Origin of the sequence: Lactobacillus sp. M0390, assembly GCF_016102085.1 — a bacterium.
Lineage (GTDB): Bacteria > Bacillota > Bacilli > Lactobacillales > Lactobacillaceae > Lactobacillus > Lactobacillus apis.
In genome coordinates this window covers 21,155-46,097 of the sequence record NZ_JACFPH010000006.1, presented here as the reverse complement: position 1 = coordinate 46,097, position 24,943 = coordinate 21,155, and the positions used below count along the sequence as shown (strand labels likewise).

The 24,943-nt window shown below is 36.6% G+C and carries 23 protein-coding genes and 1 pseudogene; 10 read left to right on the top strand and 14 right to left on the bottom strand.

Translation table 11 applies throughout. From position 1 onward, the window contains the following. Positions 1-7 precede the first annotated feature (7 nt). Together H3R25_RS08500 and H3R25_RS08495 are read left to right on the top strand one after the other, a co-directional pair. Complete coding sequence (locus tag H3R25_RS08500) at positions 8-523, top strand: ECF transporter S component (protein ID WP_074426419.1); 516 nt, start codon at positions 8-10, stop codon at positions 521-523. Then, on the top strand, positions 520-1,062 hold the full coding sequence (locus H3R25_RS08495) for a cob(I)yrinic acid a,c-diamide adenosyltransferase (RefSeq protein ID WP_198188269.1): 543 nt from the start codon (positions 520-522) through the stop codon (positions 1,060-1,062). Before H3R25_RS08500 ends, H3R25_RS08495 begins: the two co-directional genes overlap by 4 nt. 79 nt (positions 1,063-1,141) lie before the next feature. Here H3R25_RS08495 and H3R25_RS08490 read toward each other — a convergent pair whose 3' ends face one another. The 3 genes from H3R25_RS08490 to H3R25_RS08480 form a co-directional block, all read right to left on the bottom strand. After that, positions 1,142-2,005, bottom strand: coding sequence for an NAD(P)-dependent oxidoreductase (locus H3R25_RS08490; RefSeq protein WP_198195038.1), 864 nt, complete (start codon positions 2,003-2,005; stop codon positions 1,142-1,144). A gap of 63 nt (positions 2,006-2,068) precedes the next feature. Next, the gene (locus tag H3R25_RS08485) at positions 2,069-2,617 is read right to left on the bottom strand and encodes a hypothetical protein (RefSeq protein WP_198195036.1); all 549 of its coding nucleotides are present in this window, start codon (positions 2,615-2,617) and stop codon (positions 2,069-2,071) included. Next, positions 2,572-2,916, bottom strand: a complete 345-nt coding sequence (locus H3R25_RS08480; protein ID WP_198195035.1) for a helix-turn-helix domain-containing protein — start codon at positions 2,914-2,916, stop codon at positions 2,572-2,574. The genes H3R25_RS08485 and H3R25_RS08480 overlap by 46 nt, the downstream gene beginning before the upstream one ends. A gap of 191 nt (positions 2,917-3,107) precedes the next feature. Here H3R25_RS08480 and H3R25_RS08475 point away from each other — a divergent pair, with 191 nt between their 5' ends. Beyond that, positions 3,108-4,853, top strand: a complete 1,746-nt coding sequence (locus tag H3R25_RS08475; RefSeq protein WP_198195032.1) for a 1-deoxy-D-xylulose-5-phosphate synthase — start codon at positions 3,108-3,110, stop codon at positions 4,851-4,853. A 29-nt stretch (positions 4,854-4,882) separates the two neighbouring features. Then, a complete protein-coding gene (locus H3R25_RS08470) occupies positions 4,883-5,746 on the top strand; it encodes an alpha/beta hydrolase (protein WP_198195030.1) in 864 nt (287 codons plus the stop codon). Positions 5,747-5,749: 3 nt separating this feature from the next. Here H3R25_RS08470 and H3R25_RS08465 read toward each other — a convergent pair whose 3' ends face one another. Then, positions 5,750-6,103 carry a MerR family transcriptional regulator gene (locus tag H3R25_RS08465; RefSeq protein ID WP_198195028.1) on the bottom strand — a complete coding sequence of 118 codons (354 nt, stop codon included), beginning with the start codon at positions 6,101-6,103 and terminating at the stop codon, positions 5,750-5,752. A gap of 221 nt (positions 6,104-6,324) precedes the next feature. Here H3R25_RS08465 and H3R25_RS08460 point away from each other — a divergent pair, with 221 nt between their 5' ends. After that, entirely contained in the window at positions 6,325-7,212 is an 888-nt protein-coding gene (locus tag H3R25_RS08460) for a LysR family transcriptional regulator (RefSeq protein WP_198195026.1), read from the top strand. A gap of 19 nt (positions 7,213-7,231) precedes the next feature. Next, complete coding sequence (locus tag H3R25_RS08455) at positions 7,232-7,918, top strand: carboxymuconolactone decarboxylase family protein (RefSeq protein WP_198195024.1); 687 nt, start codon at positions 7,232-7,234, stop codon at positions 7,916-7,918. Positions 7,919-8,092: 174 nt separating this feature from the next. On the opposite strand, the gene H3R25_RS08450 is transcribed toward H3R25_RS08455, so the two are convergent. The 6 genes from H3R25_RS08450 to H3R25_RS08425 form a co-directional block, all read right to left on the bottom strand. Then, complete coding sequence (locus H3R25_RS08450; RefSeq protein WP_232354592.1) at positions 8,093-8,869, bottom strand: ABC transporter permease; 777 nt, start codon at positions 8,867-8,869, stop codon at positions 8,093-8,095. 2 nt (positions 8,870-8,871) lie between these two features. Further along, positions 8,872-9,642 carry an ABC-2 family transporter protein gene (locus H3R25_RS08445; RefSeq protein WP_198195020.1) on the bottom strand — a complete coding sequence of 257 codons (771 nt, stop codon included), beginning with the start codon at positions 9,640-9,642 and terminating at the stop codon, positions 8,872-8,874. Beyond that, on the bottom strand, positions 9,642-10,586 hold the full coding sequence (locus H3R25_RS08440) for an ATP-binding cassette domain-containing protein (protein WP_232354591.1): 945 nt from the start codon (positions 10,584-10,586) through the stop codon (positions 9,642-9,644). The genes H3R25_RS08445 and H3R25_RS08440 overlap by 1 nt, the downstream gene beginning before the upstream one ends. Before the next feature lie 172 nt (positions 10,587-10,758). Beyond that, positions 10,759-11,652 carry an EamA family transporter gene (locus tag H3R25_RS08435; protein ID WP_198195018.1) on the bottom strand — a complete coding sequence of 298 codons (894 nt, stop codon included), beginning with the start codon at positions 11,650-11,652 and terminating at the stop codon, positions 10,759-10,761. Between the two features lie 134 nt (positions 11,653-11,786). Beyond that, the gene (locus tag H3R25_RS08430) at positions 11,787-12,464 is read right to left on the bottom strand and encodes an SDR family oxidoreductase (protein ID WP_074426407.1); all 678 of its coding nucleotides are present in this window, start codon (positions 12,462-12,464) and stop codon (positions 11,787-11,789) included. A 136-nt stretch (positions 12,465-12,600) separates the two neighbouring features. Continuing rightward, positions 12,601-14,586 (bottom strand): PTS glucose transporter subunit IIABC, encoded by a 1,986-nt coding sequence (locus tag H3R25_RS08425; protein WP_198195016.1) that lies wholly within the window; start codon positions 14,584-14,586, stop codon positions 12,601-12,603. A 200-nt stretch (positions 14,587-14,786) separates the two neighbouring features. Between H3R25_RS08425 and treR the strand changes: the two genes are divergently transcribed. Together treR and treC are read left to right on the top strand one after the other, a co-directional pair. Next, complete coding sequence (treR, locus tag H3R25_RS08420; RefSeq protein WP_198195014.1) at positions 14,787-15,518, top strand: trehalose operon repressor; 732 nt, start codon at positions 14,787-14,789, stop codon at positions 15,516-15,518. Further along, positions 15,515-17,167, top strand: coding sequence for an alpha,alpha-phosphotrehalase (gene treC / locus H3R25_RS08415; RefSeq protein WP_198195012.1), 1,653 nt, complete (start codon positions 15,515-15,517; stop codon positions 17,165-17,167). Before treR ends, treC begins: the two co-directional genes overlap by 4 nt. A gap of 470 nt (positions 17,168-17,637) precedes the next feature. Here the strand turns inward: treC and H3R25_RS08410 are convergent, their stop codons facing one another. The 3 genes from H3R25_RS08410 to H3R25_RS08400 all read right to left on the bottom strand — a co-directional run bounded on the left by H3R25_RS08410 (position 17,638) and on the right by H3R25_RS08400 (position 19,006). Beyond that, positions 17,638-17,952, bottom strand: a complete 315-nt coding sequence (locus tag H3R25_RS08410; RefSeq protein WP_198195010.1) for a MazG-like family protein — start codon at positions 17,950-17,952, stop codon at positions 17,638-17,640. A gap of 21 nt (positions 17,953-17,973) precedes the next feature. Beyond that, positions 17,974-18,258, bottom strand: a complete 285-nt coding sequence (locus tag H3R25_RS08405) for a DUF2087 domain-containing protein (protein WP_198195008.1) — start codon at positions 18,256-18,258, stop codon at positions 17,974-17,976. A 133-nt stretch (positions 18,259-18,391) separates the two neighbouring features. After that, positions 18,392-19,006 carry a Type 1 glutamine amidotransferase-like domain-containing protein gene (locus tag H3R25_RS08400; RefSeq protein ID WP_198195006.1) on the bottom strand — a complete coding sequence of 205 codons (615 nt, stop codon included), beginning with the start codon at positions 19,004-19,006 and terminating at the stop codon, positions 18,392-18,394. A gap of 237 nt (positions 19,007-19,243) precedes the next feature. Here H3R25_RS08400 and H3R25_RS08395 point away from each other — a divergent pair, with 237 nt between their 5' ends. Beyond that, positions 19,244-21,427 (top strand): BspA family leucine-rich repeat surface protein, encoded by a 2,184-nt coding sequence (locus H3R25_RS08395; protein WP_198195004.1) that lies wholly within the window; start codon positions 19,244-19,246, stop codon positions 21,425-21,427. Between the two features lie 530 nt (positions 21,428-21,957). On the opposite strand, the pseudogene H3R25_RS08390 reads toward H3R25_RS08395, so the two are convergent. After that, positions 21,958-22,596: pseudogene (locus H3R25_RS08390) on the bottom strand (Type 1 glutamine amidotransferase-like domain-containing protein). A 216-nt stretch (positions 22,597-22,812) separates the two neighbouring features. On the opposite strand from H3R25_RS08390, the gene H3R25_RS08380 reads away from it, so the two are divergent. Then, positions 22,813-24,930 carry a BspA family leucine-rich repeat surface protein gene (locus H3R25_RS08380; RefSeq protein WP_198195000.1) on the top strand — a complete coding sequence of 706 codons (2,118 nt, stop codon included), beginning with the start codon at positions 22,813-22,815 and terminating at the stop codon, positions 24,928-24,930. Positions 24,931-24,943 lie beyond the last annotated feature (13 nt).

Genomic DNA, 24,943 nt, shown 5'->3' with positions numbered 1-24,943 from the left:
AGCAATCATGCATGATTCAACCAAGAAATTAGCACTACTTGCTATTTTAACTGCCATGTGCGTAGCCTTACGCATTTTTAAAATTATTCCAGTTCCAAATGTCCAGCCAGTCACTGACATTTTGGTAATCGTAACGTTAAATATGGGCTTTACCTTCGGCTTTGCCCTAGCCATTTTGACCATGGTAGTCTCTAACATTTACTTAGGCTTCGGCATTTGGACCATCTCACAGGTCTTAGCCTATGGCGGCTGCGTTTTAACTGTTGCATTACTGGCAAAATTTACGCCGTTAAAAAAGCACTTTACTTATCAATTAGTCGTTGCTGTCTTTTTAGGTTGGGAATACGGCTGTTTCGTAGACTTCGGGATGTCGATTTTTGGTGGCTTTAATGCATTTCTAGCCTACTGGGCTGGAAGCTTAGTTTTTGATACTTACCATGCAGTTGGCAACTTAGTCTTCTACCCCATTCTATATAAACCACTTAATGTTGCATTAGATCACTACAAACGGAGGCTTTTATGACCATCAAAATTTATACCAAAGTCGGCGACCAAGGTTACACCAAGCAAGTCACCGGCAAAATGGTACCTAAGTATGACCTACAAATTGAAGCACTTGGTGACATCGACGAACTAGATTCTTATTTAGGTGTTGTAATTGCTAACTTATCCGATCAGTGTCAAGAATTGCTTAACCCACTGCAAGATCGACAACGTGATTTATATGAATTAGAAAGCGATATTGTTGTTAAAAGACACGAAGAAATAACGGCGGCTACAGTCGAATTCCTTGAACAACAAATAGACGAACTTAATCAAAAAATTCCAAAAACTACCCACTTTATTTTGCCGGGCGGTTCGATTACCGCGACCCATTTGCATTATGCTCGTACGGTTGCTAGGAGAGCAGAACGTGCAATGGCTAAATTAAACGATGAACAGCAAAAATTAGCCCCTGCTTGTTTAAAATACATTAATCGTTTATCAGACTACCTTTTCATTTTGGCACGCTATGCTAATGTTTTAGACGGCGTAGAAGAAGTCAAAAGTAAAATCAATTAACTTAAAATTCACTTATACTTACTCATAAAAAAGAGCAGTTCCAAATCTGAAACTGCTCTTTTTGTTTTTGAACTAAATATTAGTTCCACCATAATTTGATCAAACCCTGTGTGCCCAAGTCACCTAGACCACGCTCATCAACCAAGGTTTCATACAATTTTTCTGCCTCTTTAGTAGCTGGCAACTCAAGATCCATTTCTTTGGCAGTTTCCAAGGCAATGCGCAAGTCTTTTAAGAAGTGCTTGCTGAAAAAGCCAGGTGTATAATCATCCTTCAAGATACGTGGACCATAATTGCTCAAACTCCAATTAGCAGCACTACCTGCTCCAACTGTCTCTAGTACAGATTCAAGATCCAAACCTGCTTTTTTGGCATAGACGAGCATTTCACACATTCCAGTCATTGTTCCAGCAATCATAATTTGATTGGCCATTTTTGTATTCTGACCTGCTCCTGCAGCACCAAAGTAATGCACGGTTTTGCCAAAGTCTTTAAAAACTAGTTCCAAATCTTGATAAGCTGCTTCATCTCCACCAACCATAATTGTCAAAGTACCATTTTTGGCACCTAAATCTCCACCTGAAACCGGTGCGTCCAAAATTTTTGCTCCTTGTTGCTCCCCTTCACGGAAAATGCGCTGAGCTAATGCAGGCTTTGAAGTGGTCATATCAACTAGATATTTGTCCTTAACAGCGGCCTGAAAAATACCTTCATCACCGAAATAAACTTTTTCAACATCAGCTGGAAAGCCAACCATCGTAAAGATTAATTCAGCATTCTCAACAACTTTTTTAGGGCTCTCACACCAAGTTGCACCCTGAGCAACTAAGTTATCAGTCTCACTCTTGGTTCTGTTATAAACCACTAAATCATGACCAGCCTTTAACAGATTAAGGCAAATTGCGTTACCCATTACACCTGTTCCAATAAAACCTATTTTCATAAAATCATTCCTTCTATGCTCAAGCTTAACTATTTTATTCTTATCTTAGCACTATTATTCATTTTACTGATATTCGTTAAAAAAACGTTCTGCTTCTTTACCATATTCAGGCATTCCTAGTAAGTCGAAATTTTTGATTGCCCATTGGCATTTAGCCACATACTCTTCTTGATGGTCAAAGTGCTCGTTAATCATGTTTTCTAAAAAGACCAGCATGTTCTTATAAAAGAATAGTTTTGGCACTGTTCTGATATGCTCGGCAGCTTGAACAAAATATCCAGTTTCGTCATAGGCTCCTTGCTCAATACACACAATCAAGATATTGATAATAACACCTAAGAGCTCCTCCTGTTTCCGCGTTTCTGTTGTACCTTTTAATTTTTCTGCTACCTTTTTGCCAATCTTCAAATTGCTTTTTAAATCATAAATTGGGATAAAGTTAATGTACATACGTAGAGTTCTTTCATCAAAATCATCTTGTTCAAAAAGCCAATTCTTTAACTGCGCTTTTTTCGTATCACTCAATTCGGCTACATTATTCAGCGTGTCAGCCAAATTAAAATCGATCAGTAGCAGTAATTTGTCCTTATTCTCAATATCGCTATTCTCCACGTATTGGCGAATCTCTTCAATTTTTTAGGATTGTTTTGATAATATGCTCGATTTACTTCTTCTTCAATTTCATTAAACGCAACATTCTGCGCTTGTTGATTTTCATCTAATTGATTAAAAAATTCCCACGGCTTAACGTGATTAAGCCGCAAAATTGCAATCAAATCCTCTGCCGTTATACGATGCAGGTTTTTCTCAACCTTTGAATAATAAGAGGGCGTAACCACACCCGCAGCCCATTCTTTTTGCGTTTTCAATTGCTTAACGCGAAACTTTTTCAGTAATTCACCAATTGTCATCTTCAATTCCTTAAATGTGTCACATCATTATTTCTATCACTATAATAATTATAGTTTAAATCGAATAAAATTAACTTTTAATTATAAAAAAGTAATTTTATATTTGACTTAGAGTTAACTTTAAGTATTAAACTTTTATACAGTTACTGAAATAAGCTGGCTGACTAGCACAGCAAGGAGGCACTTATATTATGAATAAACATGAAGACTTTTTGTTAAATAAAATTGCGGGACCAAAAGATGTTAAAAAATTGAGCATCCCCGAAATGGAAAAATTAGCTCAAGAAATCAGGACATTAATCGTTGAAAAAGATGCAGCTGAAGGTGGCCACTTAGGGCCAGATCTCGGTATTGTAGAAGCTACCATTGCCTACCACTATGTATTTGATGCTCCAAAAGATAAACTGGTCTGGGACATTTCCCATCAAACATATCCACATAAAATGTTAACTGGACGGGCCAAAGCTTGGCTCGACCCTGACCATTATGAAGATGTAACACCATATTCAAATCCTGACGAAAGTCCATATGATTACTATGCTGTTGGTCACACCTCAACTTCAGTCGCTCTGGCTACTGGAATGGCAAAGGCACGTGATTTAATGGGTCAACACGAAAATATTATGGCTTTAATTGGTGACGGCTCACTGACAGGTGGCTTGGCTTTTGAAGGGCTAAACAATGCAGCGATTGAGCCACACAACTTAGTGGTTGTAGTTAATGATAACCAATGGTCAATTGATAAAAACGTTGGTGGTGTGGTAACCTCACTGAAAAAGCTGCGTGATTCTAACGGCCAAACAGCAGAAAACCCGTTTAAGGCAATGGGCTTTGACTATCGCTACGTTGCAGACGGTAATGATCTCTCTGCCATGATTGATGCTTTTAAAGCTGTTAAAGATGTTGATCATCCTATTTTGTTGCACATTAATACGCTTAAGGGAAAAGGCTACGAGCCTGCAGTCAAAGACGAAGAAGCACATCACTGGGTCTCACCATTTAATTTGGAAGACGATCAGCCCCTTGCCGCTGAAAACCAAAAACCTACATCCAAGTCGGTTGCACTTGACGTTATTAAAGAACAAATTGATGCCGGTCAAAATATCATGGCCATTAATGCCGCTATTCCTGGTGTCTTTAATTTAGATGACTTTAAAAATGAATATCCAGCTAATTACACTGACGTTGGTATTGCCGAGCAAGAGTCGGTTGCATTTGCCACTGGTTTTGCCAAAGAAGGCGGTATTCCGGTTTTGATGGAAAATTCAACCTTCTTACAACGTGCTTTTGACCAATTATCACACGATACTGCCGCCAATGACTTACCGGTGGTAATGCTTGTAGCAGGAGGCACTATTTCTAGTCAATCGAAAACTCACCTTGGTATTTTTGATCAGGTAATGATTTCTAATTTGCCTAACTGGATTTATTTAGCACCAACAACTTTGGCTGAAGAAAAGACAATGCTTGAATGGGCCATCAAGCAAAAGAAGCATCCCGTTGCAATTAAAGTTCCTGGAAATGTACCAGAAACTGATCAGCAAGACGTTATTACCGACTACTCCACCATTAACTATCAAGTTAAGCAGGGTAAGGAAGTAGCAGTTATTGGACTAGGCGCTTTTTATCAATTGGGTGAAAAAGTAGCAAATAAGCTCGGTGCCGCTCTTGTTAACCCACTTTCAGCTAATATTTTAGATGAAAAAGCACTAGACCAGCTGGCCACCGATCACAAGGTAATCGTCACCCTTGAAGACAACATTCTCGACGGTGGGTTCGGCCAAAAAGTAGCTTCTTATCTGGGTAACAAAGACGTTAAAGTACTCAACTACGGGCAAAACCGTGTTTACACTGACCAAACTCCTGTAGCAGAAATTTATCAACAAAATCATTTAACTCTTGAACAAATCGTCGCAGATGTTCAAAAAAGTTTATAGGATTCGCTAATCCTTTTTAGGAGTCGCCGATGACCAAAAAACATAAAGCTTTCGGGATAAGTGCAATTATCGCTGCCTTATTATTAATACTGGGCTTTTATGTGATTAAAAAGCCTGGCCAGCAACAGCATAAAACAGCTATTGCTACGCCAACCCTCTTTGTTCACGGTTGGGGCAGTAGCTACCGTGCGGAAGAAAGCATGACTAATTACGCTAAACAGCACAATTTTACCAACTCAATTATTCGTGCAGATGTTAGTCCCGCGGGTAAGGTCTCTTTATGGGGCACCATTAAAAATGGTGCGAAAAACCCCATCATTGAAGTTAATTTGCTCAACAACAAAAGCATTTCTACAGGTGAAACTAACCAGGCCGTTGCTTTCAAAAAGAGTAGTAATTACATCAAAAACGTTATCACTGCTTTGCAAGCAAAATATCAATTCAAACAAGTAAATCTTGTGGGCCATTCAATGGGTAACTTACAAATTGCCTATTATCTACTAAGCAATGCTGATAATCCGCACATGCCCCGTTTAAATAAACAAGTTTCTATTGCAGGGCATTATAACGGCTTTTTAAGTCAGCAAAATGCACCTAAAAAAATAGTTTTAGAACCTAACGGCAAGCCCACGCAAATAGACACGGGCTATCGCGGACTTTTAGGCCTAAGAAAAAAGTTTCCCACTAATGCTGCTGTATTAAATATTTACGGCGATACAGGTAAGGGAAACGATGGCTCTGTGGCAGTAAATTCAGCTCGTTCCTACCGCTATTTAGTGGAAAAGCGTGCCCGCTCATATCAGGAAAAAGAAATAACTGGGCCTCAGGCACAACACAGCAAGTTACATGAAAATACTAAAGTTGATCGTTTACTAGTCAACTTTTTATGGTGAAACCTACTTTAATTCTCCTTGATCGTATAGACTGATTTTGTGCTTTAGTCTATTGATAGTGGAATGAACAGCCCGCTCCTGTTCTTCCAAGCGATGTAGTTCTTTGACCAAAATTTGTCTTCTTGCCTTCTTAGTATCTGAACCCTGCTGTAGTAACTCGGTATATTCCAGTAAGTCTTTTACTGGAATGCCCACATTCCGCATACATTTGATGAAGCTAATCCAGTTAAGATCATTTTCACTATAGTTTCTGACACCGTGTTCCTTTTTTACTTCTGGAATAAGACCCATTTTTTCGTAGTACCTTAGAGTTACTGGAGTTAAATCGACTTTTTCTGCAACTTCTGATATTTTCATTTTATTTTCCTTACTAATTTAAAAGTAAAAGGGTGACCTATAATCGTGTTTATTATAGGCGCTTTTTATGATTTTTTACTTGTCTACCAAAATAACATTAGGTGGCCTATTACATATTGAATTTTTCTCAATAATACAAATTTTAACTGTAACTTTTTCTTCAGTGAAATACTTATTAATAATCAGTCAACATAAACAAAATGCATTAAACAGGAGGTTATATGGAACTACGCGTTTTAAATTATTTCGTTGCTGTTGCCCAAGAGGGTAACATGACGCGTGCGGCTAAAAAGGTCTTAATTTCGCAACCAGCACTTTCCAGACAAATAGCTGATTTAGAAGCAGAACTCGGCGTCAAATTATTTGACCGGCAAAAGCGCCGTTTAACACTAACTCCTGCAGGCCATTACTTACTGGAACAAGCACAAGAAATACTAGAATTAACTTCTAGGACAAAAAGAAATCTTGAAACTACCTCTTTTATTAGTGGTAACCTAACAATTGCAGCAGGTGAAAGCATCGGGATGCAACAAATTATGAACGTAATTAGCCAAATCATCAAAGATCATCCCACCGTTAAAATTCATCTCTTAAACGGCGATTACAGTTACACTGAAAGAAAGCTAAATAATGGAACTGCAGATTTTGGGGTAATTATTGGTGACATTTCATTACCCAGCTATGCCTCTTTAACCTTATCTGAAAAAGATACCTGGGGCGTATTAATGCCAAGAGATGATATACTAGCAGCTAAAGAAGCAATTACGCCGAAAGACTTGTGCGGTCGTTCCCTCTTGACCTCGCAGCAAGCCCTGCAAACTCACCTTTTTCAAAACTGGTTAGGTAATTATTACGATAACGTGAATTTTATTGGTGACTATAACCTTAATTTCAACGGTACGTTAATGGTCAAAAATCATTCGGCATTAATGTTAACCCTGGATAACTTGGCTGATACTTCAGAAAGTTCAGGGCTTACGTTTAAAAAATTATGCCCTAGTCTGCAACAAACGATTAGAGTAATTTGGAAACGAGAAGTTAGTTTATCGCCAGTTGCTGAGCTGTTCTTAAAATCATTAAAAGAAGAAATTTGTAAAGATTGCAGATAGTATTAACCAGGAGATTTTCATGAATAATCAACTAGAAGAGCAATTTCAAAAATTAAGCCAGAGCTACCTTAACGACGTGGACAGTAACTGTGCTCAACACTTACATAAAGATCGTTTTATCATTCCATTAATCACTAGTGTTACGCAAGGAATAATGACAGCTGTTCCAGAGCAGGTGGCTAACATTTTAGATGCTAATATTGCCCCTGAAGTTCTTTTAGAGGTGCTTTATCAATTAGTACCTGTAATTGGTACTCTGAAGGTTAAACAAGCTTTAGAGCGGGTAAATAGCGTATTTGAAGAACGTAAAATCACTTTGACACCTGTAGAAAGTGAAGCAGATGAAAACTATGGAGCACAAGTTCAAGCACAATTATATGGCACCGAAATTAAAAATCTGCTGAAAGATTTGCCAGACAATGCTGGCGCATTCATCCCCCACGCATTAACGGAACACTTTTTCAACGATTTTTATAACCGAAAAGCACTAGATGTTCGTGACCGTGAGCGCTATGAACTATTGGCACTAATTACCATGAACGTTGAATTTCAAATCAAGGCCCATGCTCGTGGAAGTTTAAAGGCCGGTAACAACGAAAGTGAACTAATTTGGTCAGTAATTCAATTGCTACCATATATCGGCTTTCCATTTGTAATTAATAGTGTGCAAGTAATTCATCAAGAAGCACAGACATTAAAAGAATAATTGATAAAAAGCCATACAGCTCTTCAGTTGTATGGCTTTTTTATACCAATATTTAGCTAAATTTGTTTTGACTGTCCATCGGCTAAACTGTAGTTTTCAGCAAAAGCAATAAAAATAGTTAGCAGCACTTTTGTACCGCTAACCATTTTGGCAATATATTTATACTAGCTTTCTCTAGCTGCCCGTACTCTGATATTTTTTCAGAAATACGCGCCAGAGTTGATAAATCAACACAAAGAACATAATGCAGACAACTGGAATTATCAATAGCCATATCCATTCGTGCTTAACGGCAATTCTTTCCTGTGGAATTGATGCAACCCAACCAATTGGCAGTATAAAAGTCATAATTATTTTAAATCCCATCGAATAAATAGCCATGGGATATTTACTCATATCAAAAAAGTCAAAGGTTGTTTCAGCCAAATTAGCTAAACCGTTAGATAAAAGTGAAACAATATTACCTAAGATTGCTAATGCCAAAAAAATTAAGGACGTAAACAGTGAAATAAAGATAAACATAATCGTGATATACCAAGGATTATGTAATTGCACATCAACCACAATTAGCAGAAGCAAGGCAACTAATAAATCGCCCCAAGAGTCTTCATCTACACGTTCATTAACTAGTTGAAATAGCGGATTGACGGGTTTAATCAAAATCGTGTCCAATGAACCATTATGGATGTAATCCGAAATATTTAAGGCATTAATGAAAAAGCAGCGGAATATTGAAAAGGATAACGTTGCTAATGCATACGTTAGTAGCAACTGGCTGAAACTGTAGCCACTAATTCGCGGCACAATGTTAAAAATAAACCTTAATGCAACAATGTTTAGGACATTTTGGACTATCATGCCAATAATCGCAAAATAAAAATCAAGATCGTAAACGGCTAATGATTTTAAATTTACTTTGAAATACGTAAATAATAATTTTAAATATCGCATCATTAACCTCCTTGAATAACTGTAGCGTTAGCTGAATGCTTAAAAAGCAACTTAAACAACAAGTTAAAGGCAACGATGTAAATTAACTGAATTACGACGATTTTAATAAATAAATTCCAGGCGGGATGCTGGGCCAATGTCCCTATTGCGCCATATGAATATTGAAAGGGCAAATATTGAGCAATCTTTTTAAGCAAGCTGGGATAAAAATTAGCTGGAAAGGCATTTCCTGCTAGTACAAGCAAAATAGCTTCTTTAAAAGTAGTAATCCCCCAGATGCTGTAGGTATAAAAAGAAAAAGTTCCGAGTACCAGTTCAAGTTCAAAGTATAAAAAATAACCTAAAATAGCCGTGACGAGAACCATTAATATGGTGCTAAATGCAATTTTAAAATCCAAGAACCAGAAAAAGATTAACATATCAACGACACCAATTATGGCAAATTTGACTAGTGAATAACCTATTCCTTCCCATAGTAATTGCGTTGAAATAGATAGTGGCTTAAGAAGATCGATTGCAATATCTCCGGAACGTACTTTATCGTTAAGTTCATAGCTAGTCTTAGGAAACAAAACTGTTAAAATTTGCATTAACACTAAATAACTAATTGTTTCTTGAAATTCACGATGTGGTTTACCAACCAGAACTGCTTTCCATAAAAAATACTGGACAGTGGTGGATATTAGTACGGAAAAAAGCCAAAATAAGAGAGCATATTTCGATGCTAGCCCTTTTTTGATACCAATTTTTACTAACATGAATCTGTACTTCATTAGCGCACCTCCTGTTTGGTTAGATGTGCTAGCAAGTACTCTAGCTTGTTATTTTTAACCTCAATGCTATCGACTTCGACACTCGCCGTAATCATAGACAAAGTGGACTTAAGCTCTTCCTGCATTATGCCTGTAAGTTGATACGCTCCGTTTTCTATTCGGTTAACCGTAGGCCATTTTGCAGTAATTGCTTCACTTAAAGAATTTTTGCTAGTAAATGTCACGGTTGAAGGCACGTCAAGTTTGGCCAACTCTTTGCTACTTTTATCTAATACCAGCTGACCATGACTTAAGATTAGCGTTCTTGAACAAACTTTTTCGACCTCATCAAGATCATGTGAAGTAAAAATAATTGTTTTATTGGTCAATTTTTGTAAAAACTGTGTGATACTATTTTTCGATAAAACATCAAGCCCAATTGTCGGCTCATCTAAAATAATTAAATCTGGATCATGAATAAGGGCCGCAATAAATTCAGCTTTCATCCGTTGTCCCAGACTAAGCGTGCGCACTGGTTGCAATAAAAAATCAGTCGCATCTAACATTTCAGCTAGATTTTTCACTCGTTTATCAAAAATCTCTTCCGGCACTTGATAAATCTCACGATTTAACTTGAATGTGTCCATTGCCGGTAAATCCCAACGGAGTTGGCTTCTTTGGCCGAAAACAACTCCGATTTTTTGTGCATTTTTTTGTCTATTAGTTAGTGGATCCATGTCAAAAGTTCTGACACTTCCACTACTTGGCTGTAAAATGCCTAAAATCAGCTTAATTAGGGTCGATTTACCAGACCCATTTAAACCAACTAAGCCAAGGTATTCGCCCTGCTTGAGTTGAAAATTAATATTTTGAAGTGCAACAAAATCACGATACTCTTTATGAAATAATTTTGTTGCTTTCACTTTTTTATATCGTTTTACCAAGTTTTTGGTTTCTATTATCATTATGTCTCCGCTCTTAATATGAGCGATAGCATTTCCCCAAATAAACTATCAGTATCTATCTTTGAGCCAGTCATAAAAAGTCATAGTTAATTATATACTTTTTTAATAATTAAAGCATTTTTTAATCTGTTGTATAAAAAATAGTTTCGTTGTCAGCCAATAGGTGCCCCTTTTACTTTGAAAATAATGCCAAAACAAAGATAAGGACTATCACCAAGATATCTGCAAACTTCATCTTCTCTTTTAGGAAAATGTCGCCAAAAATCACACTGTAAAGAGAAGTCATGTTTAAAAAGATCCAGGCAATGCTTGAGTTAGGCGAAGAGGTTGCCAAAGTGTAGGTTACTTGCGCAAGAAGGGTTAAGACGGCGCGACTACCATAAATAAGGAAAACTCTACCTGTTAAGTTTTCACCATTAATTTTGAGGGAATGATTTTTATAGATAAAAGTAATTAAGGAAATTAAGCACCGAACATAGATTGTCATAATCGTAAAAAAGACCAAATCAATTGGCTTAATTAATCCTTTAGTCAAAAAAGGCGAAAATGCCGCTTGCGCAATTAGCAGTGGCGCAATAACTGTAAATGTCTTCGCCAAGTTTTTCAAATCCAAATTATCTTTGCGCTGTTCAAAGGCAATATAAATGACAACTATGATAGTTGAGATGATCGAAACTAAGTAAGAAGATTTACTGAAGTAGCCCATTGTCAGCAAAATTGCCAACGGAATAAACAAATCAGTAATTTTACTTAGGATAACCGATTGCATGATAGTTACTTTTTTAAAGACATAACTATAACCATATGCCACTATTTGCGCTAAAAAAGCATACAAAAATACCCTAATTAAGTAATTGTTTGTAATGCGTGGACTGGGGTAATTATGCAATATAACCAGCAACATAAAAGTTACTAAAACTGAACTACAAATATTATTTAAAAAGTTAACATCAATTGAGCTTTGTTTGCGATAACCCATTTGGTAACGGTCAATCACCGAAATTATCCCGCGTGAAAAAGATGAAATAGTAGCAAAAATAATCAACCACAGATTGCTGACAAGCATACGTACCTCCAAAAAATTAACTTAAATAATACCCAGCTATACAGCTTATATATTACTACTCTTGTTCAAATAAATTTATGCTTTTGAAAAAGCACCCTAACTCATAAGTTAGGATGCTCTATCAAATTTTGGCTTTATTCAAATTGATCTATTGCTTGATCAATCGCAACTGCACCATTGGCCAAGTCAAAGTCTTTTCGATGCAGCTTATCTTTCTCGATAATTTCTGCAATTACTTCTGCTACATCTGCTCGGGTAATTGTTATGGCAGAAGCGGGCTCTGTTATGTGTTGTGCTATTTTGACTTTTCCAGTTGCTGCAGTGTTGAGTAACCTAGCTGGCCGCAAAACTGTATAATCTAATGAGCTATGGTAAAGCCATTGGTCGGCATAGTATTTAGCAGCATAGTAGTAGCTTTGTGGCTCTACTGCTGGAGCATGATCTGACCAAAAACTGCGGTCATCTGACTTAATCGAACTAACCATAATAAAGCGCTGAATGTTTGTTTTTTCAGCTGCATTAATTGCCTTAACTGCTCCATCAAGGTCAATCATCATAGTTGCATCAGCACCAGTTTTTCCACCTGATCCGGCAGAAAAAACCACAATGTCAACCGTTTGCATCACTTGTTCTAGTTGCTTTTGCGGTTTTGTTAAATCAACAAAAGTAGTTGCAATTCCTTGTTCTTGGTAAGCTTTCTCCTGTTCAACCGACCGCAAGCCTGCAATAACTTCACAGCTTGGGCTCTTTTGTAAAATCTGAACTAATTGTTGCCCAATTTGTCCATGTGCACCTATTACTAGTACTTTCATCTTCAATCACTCCAATTTTGCTAGTTTTACAATTAATTATCGCAATTTTTAGTCTAAACAACTAGCTGAAATTTAAAAAGCTTCTAACTAATATAGTTAGAAACTTTTTTGTCCTTAAAATCGCAAAATTCAGCAATTATAAATCTGCCAAAGTCTTCTTTTTTGGAGCGTTCTTAGGGCTATTAGCATCGTTTTCCTTATAACCAAAGAAGTAAGTTAAAGCAAAGGCGGCAATAATAGTCACAATTGATGCAATCCAGAAGTTTAACAAGTTATTTGGATTGCCCTGTCCAGCCTTAGGAACAAATGATGGGAAGCCAATTAAACTACCGGTAAAACCATACATATCAACTTTGAGCAAACCATTAACTAAACCACCAATAGCTGCACCGATACTTGAGGTCATAAATACACGACCGTATTTCAAGTTAACACCATACATCGCAGGTTCAGTGATACCAACTGCTGCTGAGATAGCTGCACTCATCGATAATCCCTTTAGTTCAGGATTATGCTTAGTCTTAAACCAAACTGCAAGTGCACCAGCACCTTGAGCAACCATTGTAATTGAGATGATTCCGTTTAAGACACTGTGTCCTGTTGCGGCAATGTCGTTAGCAATTAACGGAATTACTGCCCAGTGCAGACCGAAAATAACCAGTATTTGATATAATCCACCAATAATCAAACCAGATAATGCAGTGTTAACTGTGAGTAACCATTGCAATACTCCGGCAATACCTTCTGAAATAAAGGAAATAACTGGACCAACGATAATTAAGACTGTCATTCCGACTAAAAAGATTTCTACTAATGGTGTAAAAATTTGTCTCAATGTAACTGGCATCCATTTTTTAATCCAAGGTTCAATTTTTGCTGCCATCCAAGCTGCAAAAATCATTGGGAAAATAGAATAAGTATATTGTGGAATGTGAATTGGAATACCAAAGAAATTAGCGTTAATACCAACACCTGCTAGGAAATAGCTAAACTTCCCGCTGGCATATATTTTTACCAAGTCAGGATAAATCAAAAAGCCACCGATTAATGAAACAATGACAGGATTTGATCCCAGCTTTTGAGCTGCAGTAAAACCAACAATTATTGGTAGGAAATAAAAGGCTGCATCCCCCATTGAATTAATAATCGTGTAAGTTGGTGATGCTGTCGACATATGGCAAAAGTTAGTCAAGATATTGAGAATACCTTTTAACATTCCACTTGCTGCCAAGAGTCCAATTACGGGCATCATTGAGCCAGTAATAACACCAATCAATTGGAAAAAGGCATTTTTGATTTTGCCACCAAAACTTAAATCTTGGTTATCCTGTTCATTATTGTTGCTATCAGCTGCTTCTTGGCCTTGCCCTGCATATTGCGGTCCCAAAATCTTAATGACCTCATCATAAACATCATTAACAGTTTGTCCGATTACTACCTGATATTGATTATTGGCACGAGCAACGTCCAGAACTCCGCTAATTTGGTTAACCTGATCATCATCAGGAATGCTGTCATCTTTCAAAGAAAAACGTAATCGCGTAAAGCAGTGAATTACGCTTTTTATATTATCGCTTCCACCAATAGCTTCAACTACCTCTCGCGCAGTTACCTGATACTTATTTTCTTTAGCGTTAGCATCTGGTTTGGTCTTAGTGTCCTCTTTTAAAGTGACTTCTGCTGCCACTTGACCAGCATCAATTTTGCCTAGTTGGACGTCAATACTACTCAGAATTTCTGCAGTATTAGTTACTGCAACAACTACTTCATCATCTTTTCCAGCGGCTTTGATTGCAGCAAGGTCCATTGTTCCAATTTTTTGACCTGCTTCAACCTCATCTCCAGCTGCTACCTCGACTGAAAATGGTTTACCTTCTAATTCAACTGTATCAATTCCCAAGTGAATTAGTACTTCCATGCCAGTAGCTGTTTTAAAGCCAATCGCATGTTTTGTGTCAGCAACCATCATAATTTTGCCCGTTACCGGTGAAACAAGCTGTGTTTTCTCTGGCTTAACTGCAAATCCTTCACCCAATGTTTTTTGAGCAAAAACTGGATCATCAACTCCGCTGAGATTAATGACTTCACCACTTATGGGAGCCAATAAGTTCTCTTTTTTCATAATTTAAACTCCTTCAATAACTTTGTATCCTTTTGAAAACGCTTTCCAATAAATTATATTACTTGTATAGACAAGTGTCAAATTTTTGCTTATTATTTGGTTAATTATTAGTCTTATTTTGAACTAATAATTTGTCTAGATAGGTTAAAATAGTAAAGAAGGTGCTATGATTAAGTATAAAAAAACGAGGATTACTGATAATGACAGCCAAATATTTGCAAATTGCTGCGGACTTAACTAATAAAATTAAACATGGTCAATACAAGGCTGGCGAACTCTTACCAAGTGAACCAGTTCTCTCAGAATTATATGGAGTTTCACGTGAAACTACTAGAAAGGCACTTGCCGAGTTAATGTCTGCGGGCCTAATTCAAAAGCTTAGAGGTAAGGGATCGGTTGTACTTGACCGTGCAAGATTTGCATTCCCAGTTTCAAACATTGAAACTTTTGACGAGCTCAATAAGCAAGAACAAATGCATGCAACTACAGAAATTTTGCAATTTAGCGACACTAAAATGCCATCATCTATTACCAATCAGCTAGATATAACTGAGCCTGCAGCAACTTTTGTTGAGCGGTTGCGTTCGATCAATCATGAACCAGTTGTTATTGATCAAGACTATATTTTAAAAAAGTATGTTCCGCACCTTACAATTGAGCAAGCGCAAAAATCTCTCTACTCCTATTTCGAGCGCGACTTAGGACTAGAAATTGATTACGCAACTAAGACAATTACAGTTGAACCAGCTGATAAAAAAGTAATCCAAAGTTTGCAGTTAGAAGACACCAATCTGGTAGTAGTCGTACGCAGTCTAACCTATCTAAAGGACACATCATTTTTTCAATACACAATTTCTCTGCATCGTCCCGATAAATTTAAGTTTGTCGACTTTGCACGTAGAAAGGCACAACACGGGAGAATTATTTTATGAGTTTTGAAGATAAAGTTATTTATCAGATTTATCCAAAATCTTTTTATGATAGTAACGGCGACGGTTTAGGGGATTTAAGAGGTATCATCCAAAAGATTCCATACCTGAAAAGACTAAATATTGACATGATATGGTTTAGTCCTTTTTTTGTTTCACCACAAAACGATAATGGCTATGATATTGCCGACTATTATGCAATTGATCCTAGATTTGGAACAATGGACGACTTTGATGAATTGGTTAAAAAGTTAGCAGAAAACCATATCGATGTGATGCTTGATATGGTTCTAAATCACTGCTCAACAGAGCATCCCTGGTTTCAAAAAGCATTAGCTGGCGACGAATACTATCAAAAGTTTTTCTATCTTCGTGATCCAAAGCCTGATGGTAGTTTACCTAATAACTGGACTTCCAAGTTCGGTGGTCCAGCTTGGGCACCATTTGGAGACACAGGCAAATACTACCTTCACTTATATGATCAAACACAAGCAGATCTAGACTGGCATAACCCTGAAGTAAGAAAGGAACTATTTAAAATGGTTAACTTCTGGCGTGATAAGGGTGTCAAAGGTTTTCGCTTTGATGTAATTAACGTTATTGGTAAGGACGAAGACCTAAAAGACGCACCAGAAAATGTTGCAAGCAAGTTAATGTATACTGACAAGCCAATTGTTCACCAGTACCTGAAAGAATTAAATCAAAGTACCTTTGGACAAATGCCTGATTCAATTACGGTTGGCGAAATGTCTTCTACTTCCATTCCTAATTCTGTAGCTTACACAAATAAGGATAACCACGAACTATCAATGGTCTTTACCTTCCATCACTTGAAGGTAGATTACAAGAATGGACAAAAGTGGACTAAGGTTCCTTTTGATTTTGCTGCTCTCAAGAAATTACTCAATGACTGGCAATTAGGAATGAGTCAAGGCGGCGGGTGGAATGCCCTCTTTTGGAATAATCATGATCAACCTTGGGCTTTGAGCCGCTTCGGTGATCCCATTCACTACCGCGAAAAGTCTGCAGAAATGCTAGCAACCGTGATGCACTTATTACGCGGAACGCCATATATTTATCAAGGCGAAGAAATTGGAATGATTGATCCTAATTATGAGCAAATATCGGATTATGTTGATGTTGAAACACATAATGCATATCACGAATTGAAAAAGCATGGCGTAAGTGAACAAGATGCACTGGCAATTATTCAAGCCAAGTCACGCGATAACAGTAGAACTCCAATGCATTGGGATAGCGGTCCTAATGCCGGGTTTACTACTGGTACACCTTGGCTGAAGCCTAAAGACCAAGAGCGAATAAATGTCGCAGCAGAACTAGATCACGGAGAAATTTTTTCCTATTATCAAAAATTGATTTACTTGCGTAAACAACTTCCAATTATTGCTAAAGGCAGCTACCAACCCGTTGATTTAGATCATCCGCAAGTTTTTGTTTATCGCCGTGATTATAATGGGCAAACATTATTAGTTATTAACAACTTTTACGGTCAACCTGTTACCTATCAATTGCCTGAAGCTTTCCAAGGACAAAAGGCAGAAACACTGATTACTAATTATGAGCAAAATATTACCGAAGTACCTAAAGCTCTTAATTTACAACCATATGAAGCAATGGCGTTGCTAATTTAGCTGTAGAACTTAAAAAGTGCCCATAGTCTTGTTATAATAGCGTTGGAGGCAACGGCCTATCTTATAAGGATAGGAGGTGGTTCCAATGGATCTAGCTAAATTATTTATACAATTTTTCCTTGATTTAACTAGAGAACTAATAGTTTTCTTAGCTAAAAAACGCTGGCTAAACGGAAAGAGGAAAAAGAAGTAGGTTGCCTTCCTTCTTTAATAATTAGCACGCAAAAAAGCTCTATTATCGGGATAGAGCTTTTTGTGTGATTCCAATGGAATCGCTAAATTATTTATACACACTTATTCTAGCATGGATTCGTACAAAAAGTTTCGAAATCGAAACAAAAATTTCGAAATCAAAGCCAAAGTAGTGAAGCAATCACCCAGAAATTGCTCTGCCAAGGTTGCTATCATGGTCTTCATTTCACTTCTCAATTAATCCAAAAGCAGTCATGCCTTGGATTGCTTATATATAATCATTTAGTCACATTTTCATCTTCTAGCAACTTAACACCATTTTTATAAACACGCTTTTCATTGATCTTCATTTTAGCAACTATATCTGTCCCCAAGTCACTACCTAGCATCTCAGAAATGCCTAGTAAAAAAATTGCCACATCTGCCAGTTCTTCATCAATATTATCTTTATCATGCTTCAAATAAGCTTGAAAAAGTTCATTAACTTCACCATATAAACACAATAATTCAAATTTGATATCAGTCTTATTAAAACCATGATTTTCTTTATTTTCAATAACTTTTTTCTGCAGTTCTTTTGTATCAATAATCATCTTGGCACCTTTTCTTTTAACCTAATTTTTACTGCTTGATGCATCGGTATTTAGCCAATACGTTCTGCCATCATCGGTTCGACTTAAAAGATGATTTTCGACTAAATCTCGTCTCCTAGTGACGTAATCAGAAATATACTTCATCAAAATTAGGTTTACTTCTTGTTCAGAATATTTTTTGGTAGGTTCAAATTTTGTCGCTAAATACTGCAAAATTAGGAAGCGATTTTTAGCTTTGGCTGGCCACGTCTTAACAACTCCATTGTCGTCAAGATAACGTGCTATTATTTCTTTATTTTCCATCATTTGATTTCTCATTATTCAATTTAAACAGCAATTTTTATTAGTTTATTATCTCATACATAAGATATACATGAAAATAAAATTAAAAAAGACTCTATTTCTAAATAGAGTCTTTTCTTTGCTACTTTATTAAGTTCTAAACTATTTTATAGTCTTTATCACTAGGTATAATTGCTTGATTATTATTAATCGGAACTAAATTCAATTTATCCTTATACACTGCAAGTATTTCATCATCTGCCTCCGCAAATGGTTCCTCTTTATAGTGCGGTAAAGTATAGAACTTAGTCTGACTTAGAGCGCTATAGTCAGTCAAGTCTTCTGCCAGAGTTGCATCGTCCATAATACCGCAGTATTCGATGTCCGGTGCCATAATGATTGCACCAGCAGACTCTCCTATATATGGAGTTCCAGAATCAATTTTTTCATTAATCAGTGGCAGCAATTCCTTTTTCTTTAGTTCTTGTAACAGATAAAATGTATTACCACCCGTTACAAAAAACATCTCGGCGTCTTTTACTTTATTAGTGGCTATATCTACTGATTCATTTGTAACATCGAATTTATCAACTACATAGCCTAACTCTTCCAGAAGCTGTTTTTCTTCGTCAACATATTCTGTATATTCTTCTACATCACTAGCAGTTGGAATAAAAAGGATTCTCTTAGTCTTGATTTCATTATGTTGAACAAATGTCTTAAATTGTTCGGCCACGTTTGCAAAGTAAGAGGCTAAAAATATTTTTTTCATGCTTTCTCCTAGTCAATATGCTAACTATCCCTATATCTAATCGCTTTTAATTATAAAGTTTATTAAATAGATCCTCAAGATTAATCCGTTCAGTCGAATACTAAATAGCTGTCCTCATTTTTCGCTGATGCTTAGGTTTTTATACAAGTGCGTTTCATTAGTAGTTACTATATTAATCGTGCTAGACTAAAGGTGTATAAACAGTACGTTATTTTTTGCTATATGAGGTTAAGAATAATGAATAAAAATAAGGAGAAATTATTATTAGGTGGTGTTTTGACCACCATTGGTCTATTAAGCGCTAGCCCACAAATTGCAAAAGCTGATCAGCTTGCAGCTTCTCACTTAGCGGCCAGCAATGTAACTAAGTCACCAAAAGCTGCTGAATCTGCAGCTAATCAACAACCAAGTACATCTGATGACAGCAGTTCATCGATGCCGTCAGTTCCACCTGCTAGCAATTCATCAACTACTGATAACAATGAACCTGCTAGTAATGCAAATCAGTCTGACATGCCTCCTGCAATTACTCATGGTGAAAATGAACAGCAAAAGATAGCTACAAAAGCCAACTTAATATCATCTGACATTAATGGCGCCCATCTTACATACGATCCTGATCAAGGAGTTGCTACTATTTCTGGTAGCGTATTGGATAATAGTAATGGTACAGGTTCATTTAACCTATTCTTAAAAAGTAATAACCCTAAAAAGATTGTTATTGCTGGCCCTTTAGCTATCAAGGGATCTGCTACTGATCTCTTTGGGGGGTTGAATAATTTAGAAGAGTTTGAAGGTTTGTCTAACATTGACACAAGCCAAGTCACAAGCATGAAGGGTATGTTTTCTGGTGATACTAAGTTAAAAAGTTTGGATTTAAGTAGTTTTAACACCAGTAACGTAACTGATATGTCAACTCTTTTTATGACTTGTTCTGCCTTAACCAATCTCGACGTTAGCACGTTTAATACAGCAAAAGTTAAAAACATGAATGCTATGTTTGATTTTTGCACAAGTTTAACCAACTTAAATCTGAATAATTTTGATACTAAAAATGTTGAAAACATGAATTCTATGTTTTTTGCCTGTCAAAGCTTGTCGTCACTAAACGTTGGTAGCTTCAATACATCAAAAGTAACAGACTTTACTGTTATGTTTGGCGATTGTCGTAACTTATCAAACTTAAATGTTACAAACTTTGATACAAGTAATGCTAACATTACCTTGGGCATGTTCCTTAATTGCAAAAACTTAAACCAATTGGATGTAAGCCACTTCAACACTAGTAATGTTACTAATATGAGCGGTATGTTTGCTAAATGCACTAATTTGACAAAGGTAGATGTTAGTCACTTTAGCACGGACAAGGTAACTGACATATCGGTAATGTTTTCAGGAGATAGCAGCTTAACCAGCCTTGATATCAGTAATTTCAATATGGACTCTGTTACCAGTAGCGATAATATGCTTAATGGACTGGCAAGTTTAAACTACTTAAAACTAGGTGCTAAAAACTCTCTATCAAATACTGGCTTGGATACGCCTGGAATCTGGGTTAACGTCGGTAATGGAACGGCAGAGCATCCTCAAGCACTTAAAGATAAGCGTTGGACATCTCCACAACTTTTAACTAACTATAATCCTGCTAAAGACGCCGATGCCTATGTTAGATACAATGCGGCTGTTATTACACATTATCAAGATCAAGAGGGCAACCAACTAGCACCTAATGATGTACAAACTGGTGGATTAAACACTCCATACATCACAAAACCGAAAGATATTACTGGCTACACATTAGCAGAAACTCCTGTTAATGCCAGCGGTAGCTTTGCAGATAACACTATAACTGATGTTGTCTATATCTACAAAAAAGCTCCTACTCCTACCAAGCCACCAGTAAATCCTGTTGTCCCAAGTAAAGCTGCCAATGTAGTTGTTCACTTTCAAGATGAAGATGGTAATTCTCTTACTTCCGACATTATTTTAAGTGGTAACGTTGGTGATGTGTATACTATCGATACAAAAGAATTTACTGGGTATCACCTAAAAAGTCGGCCTACTAATGCCACTGGCTTCTTTAGTACACAGGTTCAAGATGTCACCTATATTTACGCAAAAGATAGTAATACTCCTGCCGAAAATGTGCCTGTCAACGACAACCATCATGGTAAAAACCCTACTAAACCGCAAGCAACTAATCATCTACGGCCCCAAGCACCTCAAAGCCCTTCAAAACAGCATTTAACTAATAATCATGTTGCCATACCAAAATCACCTACTGATAATCAAGCTAGCAACAAATTACCACAAACGGGTAAAAACCAAACGCAAAGTCTGTTAACTGTTCTTGCTGGCCTTCTGTCTGCAACAGTTGCAGCTGTATCTGGTTGGTTCATTCACAAACATAAAGAAAACTAATTAAACATTCTATGAAAAATCTGGGAAATGTAATTTCTCAGATTTTTTGTGTTCAATACCAGGAAAAGTTACTGTCACCTTCTACGCATGCCTTAGATTATTACCTGGGAAATAATGACAGCCCGTAGAAGATAGAACCAGAGTGAGAACGTAAAATACTACTGTGATGCTTCTCTTTGTTATCTTCTACATATTTTGGAAAACTGAATCAGTGCCCCAAACGATATGTTTAGTTATCAAGAACCTGTTTAGCTAATGAAACGTCCTTTTGGCAACATAGAAATAGGAAAATCTTTTCTTTTTCAATATCTTGAGTTGCTGAAATTTCGATGGTGCTGTTTTCATATGGTTCCCGCTACTCCAAAGCACTTTCCAAACAATTCAGGTAATCTGCATTAAGGAATGACAAATGGCAAACAATTAAATTAAAAGGACTAGCTCCGATTGAATATCGGAAGTTAGTCCATAAAGTGGCATAATTTTAAGGCTCACATCAGTTGAGAGTCTTTTCTTCGCTATTTTATTAAGTTCTAAACTATTTTATAGTCTTTATCATTAACTATAATTACCTGACTATTATTTATCGGTAATAAATTCAATTTATCCTTATATACTGCAAGTACTTCATCATCTAATTCCACAAATGGCTCTTCTTTATAGTGCGGTAAAGTATAGAACTTAGTCTGATTCAAGGCACTATAGTCGGTCAAATCTTTTGCAAGAGTTGCATTGTTGACAATACGGCAATACTCAATGCTCGGTGCCATAATCATTGCGCCCGCAGATTCTCCTATATATGGAGTTCCAGAATCAACTTTCTCATTAATCAGTGATACTAAATTCTTTTTCTTTAGTTCTTGCAATAGATAAAATGTATTACCACCAGTTATAAAAAACATCTCTGCATTTTTTACTTTATTAGCAGCTACATCTACTGGTTCATTTGCAATGTCAAATTTATCAACTACATAGCCTAACTCTTCAAGAGCCTATTTTCCTTCAGTAACGTATTCTGTATATTCTTCTACATTACTAGCAGTTGGAATAAAAAGAATTCTCTTAGTTTTGATTTCATTATTTTGAACAAATGCCTTAAATTGTTCAACTACCTTTGCAAAGTAAGAGGCTAAAAATATTTTTTCATGCTTTTTCCTATGTAAATATTCCAACTGTTTATATAGTTGTCTATTCGCTCTCAATTATAGAGTCTATTAGAAAGGTCATCAAGATTGCTTCATTCAATCGAATGCTGAATAGCTGTCCTAATTTTTCCGTTGATGCATAAACTCTATACAAGTGCGTTCTATTAGTAGTTAATATATTAATCGTGTTAGACTCAAGGTGTATAAACAGTACGTTATCTTTACTATATGAGGTTAAGAATAATGAATAAAAATAAGGAGAAATTACTATTAGGTGGCGTTTTGGCCACCATTGGTCTATTAGGCGCTAACCCGCAAATTGCAAAAGCTGATCAGCTTGCAGCTTCTCACTTAGCAGCCAGTAATGTTACTGAGTCTAATAAAATATCACCAAAAACTGCTGAACCTGCAGCTAATCAGCAATCAAGTACACCTACTGACACCAGTTCGTCGGCACCGTCAGCTGCACCTGTTAGCAATTCATCAACTACTGATAACAATGAACCTGCTAATAATGCAAATCAGTCTGACGTGCCTTCTACAACTATACATGATGAAAATGAACAGCAAAAGATAGCTACAAAAGACAACCTAATATCATCTGACATTAACGATGCCCATCTTACATACGATCCTGATCAAGAGGTTGTTACTATTTCAGGTAGCCTAACGACTAATGACGATGTACTTATAGCACTTAGCAGGTTCTTACGAAATAATAATCCTAAAAAGATTGTTATCGCTGGACCTTTAGCTATTAAAGGGTCCGCAGCTGGTCTCTTCAATGATATAAGTAACTTAGAAGAATTTGAAGGCTTATCTAACCTTGATACAAGCCAAGTCACAAGCATGAATTCTATGTTTGCTAATGAACCCAAATTAAAAAGTCTAGATTTGAGTAACTTTAACACCAGTAACGTAACTGACATGCGCTACCTTTTCCAATCTTGCTATTCATTAAAAAATCTAGATCTTAGTTCGTTTGATACAGCCAATGTTAAAGACATGAACACTATGTTTTATCTTTGCTCAAGCTTAAGCAACTTAAATCTGAATAATTTTGATACTAAAAATGTTGAAAACATGAGTAACATGTTTTTTAGCTGCTTTAATTTGACTTCTTTAAACATCAATAGTTTCAATACATCTAAAGTAACAGATTTTTCTGGTATGTTTTCAGGCTGCGAAAGCCTAACTCAATTAGATGTTAGCCACTTCAACACTAGTAATGTTACTAATATGAACGGAATGTTTTCCTCATGCAGCAATTTAACAAAGATAGATGTTAGTCACTTTAACACGGACAAGGTAACTAACATGTTTCAAATGTTCTTTGGAGATAATAGCTTAACCAGCCTTGATATAAGTAATTTTAATATGGATTCTGTTACTAACAGCGCTGTTATGCTAATCGGACTGAACAGTTTAAACTACTTAAAATTAGGTGCTAAAAATTCACTAGCAAATACAAGTTTAAACACACCAGGAATCTGGGTTAACGTTGGTAATGGAACAGCAGAGCATCCTCAAGCGCTTAAAGACAAGCGTTGGACATCTCGCCAGCTTCTAACTAACTATAATCCAGCTAAAGATGCCGATGCTTATGTTAGATACAATGCGGCTGTTATTACACATTATCAAGACCAAGACGGTAATCAACTAGCACCTAATGATGTGCAAACCGGTGGACTAAATACTAAATATACCACTACGCCAAAAGATATTACTGGTTACACATTAGCAGAAACTCCTGCTAATGCCAGTGGCAGTTTTGCCAATAAAACTATAACTGATGTTGTTTATCTCTACAAAAAAGCTCCTATTGCTACCAAGCCACCTGTAAATCCTATTATCCCAAGTAAAGCTGCTAATATAGTTGTTCACTATCAAGATGAAAGTGGTAATCCTCTTACTTCCGACATTGTTTTAAGTGGTAATCTTAGTGACGGGTACATTACCGATATAAAAGAATTTAATGGATATCACCTAAAAAGTCGGCCTACTAATGCCACCGGCTTCTTTAGTACACAGGCTCAAGATGTCACTTATATTTACGCAAAAGATAGTAACAGTCCATCCGAAAATGTGCCTATCAACAATAACCATCAGGATAAAAACCCTACTAAGCCGCAAACAACCAATCATCTACGGCCCCAAGCACCTCAAAGCCTTTCAAAACGACATTTAACTAATAATCATATTGCCAGACCAAAGATAACTGCTGGCAATCTAGCAAGCAACAAATTACCACAAACGGGCAAAAACCAAACGCAAAGTCTGTTAACTGTTCTTGCTGGTCTTCTGTCTGCAACATTTGCAGCTATATCTGGTTGGTTCATTCACAAACATAGAGAAAACTAATTAAAAACAAAGA